The 6,249-nt window shown below is 36.4% G+C and carries 6 protein-coding genes; 1 reads left to right on the forward strand and 5 read right to left on the reverse strand.

The features are described from left to right. From IJ535_RS00005 to IJ535_RS00025, 5 genes are all read right to left on the reverse strand, one after another. A partial coding sequence (locus IJ535_RS00005) for a 4Fe-4S dicluster domain-containing protein (protein ID WP_294297001.1) occupies nt 1-796 on the reverse strand: 796 nt, incomplete at its 3' end. A 43-nt stretch (nt 797-839) separates the two neighbouring features. Further along, nucleotides 840-1,964, reverse strand: a complete 1,125-nt coding sequence (locus IJ535_RS00010; protein WP_294297004.1) for a hypothetical protein — start codon at nt 1,962-1,964, stop codon at nt 840-842. A gap of 30 nt (nt 1,965-1,994) precedes the next feature. After that, on the reverse strand, nt 1,995-3,011 hold the full coding sequence (locus IJ535_RS00015) for a hypothetical protein (protein ID WP_294297007.1): 1,017 nt from the start codon (nt 3,009-3,011) through the stop codon (nt 1,995-1,997). Between the two features lie 81 nt (nt 3,012-3,092). Continuing rightward, on the reverse strand, nt 3,093-4,226 hold the full coding sequence (locus tag IJ535_RS00020; protein ID WP_294297010.1) for a hypothetical protein: 1,134 nt from the start codon (nt 4,224-4,226) through the stop codon (nt 3,093-3,095). Between the two features lie 87 nt (nt 4,227-4,313). After that, the gene (locus IJ535_RS00025; RefSeq protein WP_294297013.1) at nt 4,314-4,862 is read right to left on the reverse strand and encodes a hypothetical protein; all 549 of its coding nucleotides are present in this window, start codon (nt 4,860-4,862) and stop codon (nt 4,314-4,316) included. 487 nt (nt 4,863-5,349) lie between these two features. Here IJ535_RS00025 and IJ535_RS00030 point away from each other — a divergent pair, with 487 nt between their 5' ends. Further along, nucleotides 5,350-6,153 (forward strand): Rpn family recombination-promoting nuclease/putative transposase, encoded by an 804-nt coding sequence (locus tag IJ535_RS00030; RefSeq protein WP_294297016.1) that lies wholly within the window; start codon nt 5,350-5,352, stop codon nt 6,151-6,153. Nucleotides 6,154-6,249 lie beyond the last annotated feature (96 nt).

The following is a 6,249-nucleotide window of genomic DNA, read 5'->3' on the forward strand; positions in this document are numbered from 1 at the left end:
AGCAGGAATTACGCAAAAAAAGTTTCAAGTCAACAAACCCTCTCATATAGTCGTTTTTTTCCTTCTCAAGCACCAATTCTTCTCCATCATCAAATCTAATTTTGGTAACAAACGGAGACGAACGCCATCCTTTTTCTTTGTATTTAAACCAAACATTAACAACCCTTTTGTTGAATTGACCTTCTAATCCACTTAACCAAAGCTTGTATGCCAATGGAGAGTTTACGCCCATACATATAAAATCCAATGTGAACAGAAACGGATACTCTTCTCCAGATAAATACGCTTTTAATGCCGCTATTTGACAAGGCGTCCCACAGAAAAGTACATAAAAACCTTTTTCAAGCAGTTTCTTAGTTTTCTCGTAAATACTATCGCAAAAACTTTGTACATACTTAGACTGCTGAATTCTCGAGATATCCCCTATATCATTTATTATGTCATGATATACAAAACAATTATCCCCGTACACTGCTCCCACAACATACCCATTTTTCATGAGTATTGCTTTTGACAATTCACTTACAACACCCCCCGATGTGCTTATGAATCGAATATTCTCATCAATACTCCATGAAGCGAACACTTTAGGATAATCTTTATTTTCTTTTTTTTGATTATTAAATCTGCTTTCACAAACTTTTTTACATCTCTCGCATTCAATGCAGTTATCATCTACGATTGGAACATAAAAGCCTTTGTTGTCCTGCCGGATATGAATTGCAGATTGCTCACACGCACTTATACAAACACCGCAGCCCGTACATTCATTTTCACTTATCCATCTAGTTATCATTCAACCCCCTCAATAATCAAGCCAATATTGAAAGAAGCAACTTTCATGTAAGCATGGCTACACCAAACAAATAATCGTCTAGAGACATGTTTTTTTCATCTATAACTATTTTTTTTATATTGTCCCCATATTTCCGTTCAAAATAATCACGTTTCAAGGAAAAAACAAAATCCTCATCATCTATTGTATATATTTGTCGTGAAAAATTTCCTGTACATACATTAAGCTTAATCCAGGTGCAATCCGGCTTCCGTAAAAGCATGAATGAATGTTCTTCCTTCCACATAGGAAGCCAAACATCTCTATTATTTTGATCGCCTTGATCCAAATCTTTCATTTTTTCAACTTCAATCACTTCATAGCTTTCCATATTAATTTTATATATCTTAGCATTTGAATTTTCGGGGAACAGGAAAGCAAATCCATCTAAAAAAACTGGTGCAAACCATGTTCCTGCTTCTGGAATATCAATATCTAAACTTGCTCCAGTCTTAGGATTATGCACACATACTGTTTTTTCATTATTTCCTGTAATCCACATATTAGCACCATCATTGGAAATACTAAAAAAATTACAAACCTTAGTCCGAATTCCAATTATTTCATATTTATCCAAAACATAATCATACTCAAATAGTTTATCTTTCCCGCAAAATGGTGCATATAATTTGTTTCCAATTATTGCATGACCATCACCAAAACAAAATCTCTTTTTCTCATTAGTAAGTTCTTTATAATCTTCTGCTTTCCATTCGCAAATATTAACCATTTCACGCGTATAAGCATTTATTCTCGTTACCACAGGAACTTTATTGCCCATAATATAAAAATTTCGATCAGCAGCTATTACTTCCCAATATTTCGCACATCTAGAAAATTCATCATTTATATCCGCCTTTAAATGATAAACTTCATCATTTGAAATATCATATAGAACAAAATCATTGCCATAAATCGGTGCAAACAATACCTTATCTTCTATGATGGCACTTTTAGCCCAACAAGTGAGTAAATCATATTTATCTAATTTACTGCATGCAATTACTTTAACCTCATTATTCTTTCTATCTATCCTACATATGGAATTATTCTGATCATTCCCTATAAAATAATAATCACCATACTCTACTCCATGAACACCTGAAACATATAGTCTTTTCTTCTCCACGTCATCCTTCCCTCCCAACAACAAGAATCATTAATAACTATTATTTATAAACCTATTATGCAAAAATACATTGTCTAACATCTCTTTAGTACTGGTATTTACTTTATAAATATAATTACCAAAAGCAGGAATCATTATTATTGAACCATCTCTTGCCATGCCTGCCCCGGCGCATTTAGCCCTACCTTCGCCTATAGTAAATTTCTTTTTACATTTTTCAGTGACTATGTCATATTCCCAAACCGAATCACCATTACCCGGAACACTGTATAATTTTCCATTTACCCCCACCATTGTTCCATAAGCTTTAATATCTTTAGCTTCCTCACAAATCCAAGTCACCTTTTGATCCAAAGTACAAATTTTCAACAACCCATTTCCAGTTTCCGAAAAGCCATAAATATTCCTATCAAATCCTATAACCGCGCCAAAAACCTTATCTGAGAAAGGCTCCCCAATATATTTTATTTCGTCAGTTAATGAATCTAATAATATTATTTTACCTCTCAATTCTGGCAAAAACCATATCAATCCTGATAAATCCTGAATTGAAGCTGAATATCTACCGAATTCACCTATACTAATCTTTTTTGCAGTTCTATTGTTTACGTCAATCTTTAGTATATGATCAGTATTTCTAGGCGGTTGATAAATTATTCCTTTGTTTGTCATAACACCGCCATAATGGTGCTCCTCCGAATAGTCAAGTCCTAATTCCATAACACTTTGTTTCATGTTAATTGGATCGATAACTAGCAGCAAATTACTTGTTCTCAAAAAACCATATATCTTATTATTGTATAATGCTCCACCAGTCCACTTAAAGCGGCCGTCCATCGGAGGTCCAAATATTTCATAAGAGCCTGTCATCCCATTAAAAAACAAAAAACCTTGGGCAGAATTCGTTATTCCAAATACATTCCCGTCATAGTTCACTCCTCCTACCCATTTTTCTATTGCACTAGAAACTTCAATCGTTTCAACCGAATCATATTCCACATCATTATGCTCTGAAACAAACTTATAATAAGCATCCCATTCATTCATTATTTTATCTCCCTATATAAAAATAAAGGATTTCACAGAAAATGTGAAACCCTTTATTTTTTATCTGTCAAAGCTCAACTATTATCCCTGAGTATAGCTTGCTGTATATCTATCAGTTCCAATTATTACAACAAACTCCCATGTAGTACCTGAAGCCCAACTATGATCTTCGCCTACCGCTGTAATAGAAGCAGCTGGAACTCCAATCCATGTTCCTGTAGCATTACTCTGAATATTCAACTGCTCAGCAGCGAGGGATTTTCCATTTATTGTAACAGAATCTACATCCTCAGCTGTAACATCGCTAAATCCAGCACTTGAAGATGTTCCAACATAGAACACTCCACTATTTACCACAACAGCACCAGTTTTATCGGTATATGTAGGTGCTGCAGGCTCTGCATCAGGATCAGCCCAACTCCAAGTAACCTTGATTGAAGGAGCTGTTGTTTCATCCTTAATATCCTTTGTGGTTGTAACTGCGCCTTCAAGCTGGAACGCTGAAGTAGCCCATGTAGCATCGTAATCGTCCTGAGTCTTTGTATTATCGCCTACTTTTTCCTGATACTCAGCGAGTGTAAGAGGACGATACTCGTACTTGTTAGCTGTTCCGTTCCAAGCTGTCTTATAGTTTGCAGCTGTACCAGCAACTGTTACAGTTGTTTCTGCTGCAGTAGTTGCACTTATTGCAACAGGCTCCTCTGCGCCAACCTTAAGTCCCAGATACAAAGATGCAGCATCTGCTGTAGCTATTTCATCTGCCGCAACCAATGGGATATCTGTGGTTGCAGGAGAAGAAACCTCTGCTTTTACAGTAAGGCTGATAGCATGGCTACTCTTGTTAGTAACTTTCTGAGATGCACTACTGTTTGCATATACAGTGTAATCTTTATCGTCTCCTTCGCCACCCTTAGGACCATTGTTGAAATAAACCTGACTGTCACTAGCAGCTTCTGGGAAGATGGTATTAGGATATCTTGCAGCTGTTGTCTCTTTAATAAGTCCTTCAGGGTCCATTGTGTATGCAAATGGAGTTGATCCTTCAGCTATTGTAGGAAGAACAACGCTCATTGCCTTCTTCGTAACGTGTCCCTCAGGAGTTCCACCACCTACAGAATTGCCAGTGTTTGTGTCCTCAGCAAAAGCTGTAAATGAGCTTGCCACTACCATAGTTGCAGCCATTGCCACTGCGATAAATTTACTAAATCTGTTCATAAAATCATTCCTCCTTGAAATAAAGTAATATATTTTCAACCCTAACATCCTGTCTGGGTCTTTTACAGTTTTCATATTGTATCATATTCAATTTTCAACTACAATCGTCACGCCTACTCGAAGCGTACTTGTGGTCTCGCGATTCTCATCAATCAAATGATAAACCATAACGCAGTCATAGGATCCTGCCTCTAATTCCTTGTCCAATTTGATTTCTTCCATTTGCGTACCACGTGGCAAAATTGGAGATTGAATAATGGGAGTCTCCTCATCATTAGCCAAGAAAACATCAAAGTATACATCATTTGTGTTGCCTTCAACATTTTCAACAAAAGCATCTTCTGAAACAGAACTACTATCTTTAAAATGCCAAACATTAGTCATTGATGCTTCATAATATCCTGGCTCAACGTAAGGAGTCAACACCATATCATCAACTACCGCATCAGCGTTGCTCTGATTTGCTATAACGCCTCTTGCCGCAACTCCTTCGTCCTTCTTTTCTTCTTGCTTATTACCTTTAACAAGCAATATGATAATAACAACAAGTAGTGCTACAATCACTAAAGCTGCTATGCCAAGGATTATTTTACCAGTGCTTGAATTTTTCTTTGTTGTTTCTGCCTCGTTAGACATTTTTGTCCTCCAAACAATTTAAATATTTTATCTCACACTCAAGGTGGAGGCTCTCTCACCTCCCTCAAGATATGACGCTGCTTACTGCAGCGCTGCCTTTTATCTCTATTTCTATGCGCACATACGCACATCGGCATCACCCCACTATATTATTCTGAACAAAAGTCAGAAAAAGCGCAGCCCATAGTTATTCCATTCAATAATTGAACGTTCAAATTCTATATCGGCATCTTATCACAGAACATTAGAGATGAGTTTAAAATTTTTATAAATATTCACCTAAAGCCCGGCGCATCGTTATTTCGTAAACTCCTTAAGATTTGTTGTAGAATTCTTAAGATTCTCTTAATGTGCTTGTATTGGGAATTTGATTATGTTACATTCTTCTATGTGCCAATTCTTGGCAACATCTGTTACAAATCTGCTGGCAGATATTTTCCCAGGCTTAATGACATTGAGAACAAATCAAAAACAATAGGAGGAAATGTTGAGCGACAAAGATACAACTTCATACAGTTACATGGACGATAATGAACATTTTGCTGATCTGTTCAATTATTTTCTGTACAACGGAAAACAAGTAATAAAACCCAATGATCTAGTTACAGCTAATTCAGTAGAGAAAGCTATTATAAACAAGCTTGGAAGCATTATGACTACCAAGAAAGCTCGCGATCTTATCAAAGGTGTAAATATCAAACATGGTAATAATGTAACTTATGCATTATTAGGCATTGAGAATCAGTCACTTATTCATTATGCGATGCCTGTACGCAACATGCTATATGATGCCCTGAACTACGCTTCACAGGTGACATCTACAAGCAAGAAACTAAAAGAAGAAAAACGCGATCTTAACAATGCTGAATTTCTCTCAGGTTTCACCAAAGATAGTAAACTCATTCCTGTTATCACCCTGGTAATCAATTGGAGCAACACAAAGTGGGATGGACCCATTAGGCTGTCCGACATGTTAGTTGATGTGGATCCGGCTATACAAGAGTATGTTGATGACTATAAGATAAAGCTTATTGATCCTCATTCCATCAGGGATTTTAATAAATTTCACACCATGCTTGGAGATGTGTTAGAATTTATTAAAGAACAGAATGATGAACAGTTTCTGGAAAAAGCCATAGAGAAAAAAGGGAAGAACTGGGTATTAGACATTGATTCCATAAATGTAATAAACACCTTCACTGGTTTTGACATTTCAGTAGAAGGGGAACAGGAGGGCAACATGGAAATGTTATCTTCAGTACCTCCTGTCCAATATGATAAAGTGGCATGAAAGCCTTGTGTAATGTGGGATTAATCCTATATGCACAAGGCCATTATTATGCCCATTTTAAATGATTATTATTCAGTGGTTCATGTGAAGGAATCA

It is taken from the genome of Pseudobutyrivibrio sp. (assembly GCF_017471675.1).
Lineage (GTDB): Bacteria > Bacillota > Clostridia > Lachnospirales > Lachnospiraceae > Pseudobutyrivibrio.

Bases quoted from the DNA above. Each gene is read 5' to 3' on its own strand.
- IJ535_RS00015 (WP_294297007.1), bottom strand. From the start codon at position 3,011: ATGAATGAATGGGATGCTTATTATAAGTTTGTTTCAGAGCATAATGAT.
- IJ535_RS00020 (WP_294297010.1), bottom strand. From the start codon at position 4,226: ATGAACAGATTTAGTAAATTTATCGCAGTGGCAATGGCTGCAACTATG.
- IJ535_RS00025 (WP_294297013.1), bottom strand. From the start codon at position 4,862: ATGTCTAACGAGGCAGAAACAACAAAGAAAAATTCAAGCACTGGTAAA.